The organism is Siccirubricoccus deserti, assembly GCF_014283215.1.
Taxonomy (GTDB): Bacteria; Pseudomonadota; Alphaproteobacteria; order Acetobacterales; family Acetobacteraceae; genus Siccirubricoccus; species Siccirubricoccus deserti.
The window spans coordinates 1-2,169 of the sequence record NZ_JACOMF010000182.1 but is presented as its reverse complement, the minus strand read 5'-3'; the positions used below and the strand labels follow the sequence as shown (position 1 = coordinate 2,169).

Sequence of the window (2,169 nt, the reverse complement as noted above, 5' to 3'; positions counted from 1 at the left end):
GCATACGCTCGCCACGACAGTGATCACAAAGTGGTGAATCACGCATTTGTGGAGAGCGAGAAGATGGTCTCGGCAGTCGGAACAACCTCGACGGATACCAGCGGCAACGCCTACCGCGTCGTCCTGTCGGATGACTTCAGCAACGGCTACCAGACCTCGAAGTGGGGCCCGGCCTTCGGCGGCGGCACCTACTGGAACGGCGCCTTCACCTGGAGCAGCGCCGATGTCGGCGTCCGCAACGGCGAGCTGCAGGTGACCGACACCCGCCACGCCGACGGCTCCTGGACCGCCGGCGGCTTCTCCAGCTTCAAGGCCGGCAACACCATCACCTACGGCACGGTCGAGTTCGACGCCCGGGTCGAGCAGGCCCAGGGCACCCAGGCCGCCATCCTGATGTGGCCCGCCTCCGACACCTGGCCGCGCGACGGCGAGATCGACATCCTGGAGACGCCGAAGACCGTCCCGATGCACTCCACTCACTGGGAGGGCAGCGACGGCTCGCACCGGTACGACTCGATCTTCAGCGACTATGACCCGGGCCAGACCCACCACTACAAGATGACCTGGCTGCCCTCCGTCCTGACCATCGAGGTCGATGGCAAGGTGGTGGCGACCTGGACCGACCCCGCGGCCATCCCGGACACCGCGATGGGCTTCGGCGCCATGGGCTATGTCGCCGCCAGCGGCGAGGAATGGCTGGGCGGCGGTCCCGACGGCTCCACCCCGAATGTCGTCACCACCCACATCGACAATGTGGTGATGTCGCAATGGGTCAGCGGCAGCGGCACCTACACCGGCGGCAGCGGCACCGTCACCAAGCCGCCGGTGGTCGCCGAGCCGGCCCCCAAGCCGGCCGACCCCGTCACCAAGACCATCGGCAGCGGCAGCGACACGCTGGTGCTGAAGATCAGCCAGGATGCCTGGCAGGGCAACGCCACCTACACCATCAGCGTCGATGGCAAGCAGGTCGACGGCACCCTGACCGCCGGCGCCTCGCACGCCGCCGGGCTCAATGACGTCATCACGGTGAAGGGCAACTGGGGCGCCGGTGCGCACAAGGTCACCGTCAACTTCACCAACGACGCCTATGGCGGGTCCTCGGCGGCCGACCGCAACCTGCATGTGGACGGCATCACCTTCAACGGCGTCGAGCTGGCCGGCAGCAGCGCCGACCTGTACAGCAACGGCCCGGCCGACTTCGCCTTCAGCAAGGCCGCCGTCGTCACCCCGCCGCCGGTCGCCGAGCCGCCGGTCACCACCACCCCCGGCACGGCGACGCCGCCCGCCAAGTTCGGCGGCAGGGATGCCGATGTCTGGATCGGCCAAGCCGATTTCGGCGGGTCCGACTACGTCACCTACGGCGGCACGTCGGATTGGGGCACCGGCCCCGGGGCGACGCTGAAGCCCGCCAGCTGGAACGCCAGCTGGTCCAGCAAGCTCGCCTTCGACAACTTCGTACAGACCAACCTCGACCTGTCCAAGGCCGGCAGCCTCGACTTCGACCTGATGCTGGTCAGCGCCAAGCGCGGTGCCGTGACGCTCGGCGCCGGCGACGACCAGGTGACCTGGGTGGCGCACAGCAACAGCGGCGGCGCCGCCCTCAACACCATGGTCATCAAGACCGGCGCCGGCAACGACACCGTCACCATCACCGACGCCGGCCGCTCCCCGCTGGCCGACTACGACCGCCACGACAACGGCAAGCTGTACAACGCCAACTACGACGGCCGGCACTCGATCGCCGACGTCACCTTCGGCAGCGGCCAGGACAGCGTCACCGTCGAGGGCAAGACGAAGCTGGTGCTGCACGCCGGCAGCGGTGAGGCGACCGCCGTCGGCGGCGCCGGCAACGACATCTTCCACGCCGGCACCGGCACCGCCGAGTTCACCGGCGGCGCCGGCAAGGACAGCTTCGTCTTCGTCCGCGGCAGCGGCCATGTGGTGATCGAGGACTTCACCTCGGGCACCGACCTGCTGCAGTTCAGCGGCGGGCTGACCAAGTCCGGCGTCACCACCAAGGCGGCGACCGAGGGCGGGGTCTCCGGCCTGCTGGTCACCTACGACACCGGCGGCGACAGCGTCTTCCTGGCGCATGTCACCAAGATCGCCGCGGCGGACATGCTCTTCGCCTGAACCCGGCAACCGAGACGGGCCGCACCGGCCCGTCTC

The 2,169-nt window shown here is 69.0% G+C and carries 1 protein-coding gene; it reads left to right on the top strand.

Features of this window, described 5'->3' with window-relative positions; translation table 11 throughout:
* Window positions 1–2,133 (top strand): carbohydrate-binding domain-containing protein (locus tag H7965_RS29575; protein WP_222440891.1); only part of this gene is annotated, 2,133 nt, incomplete at its 5' end.
* Window positions 2,134–2,169 lie beyond the last annotated feature (36 nt).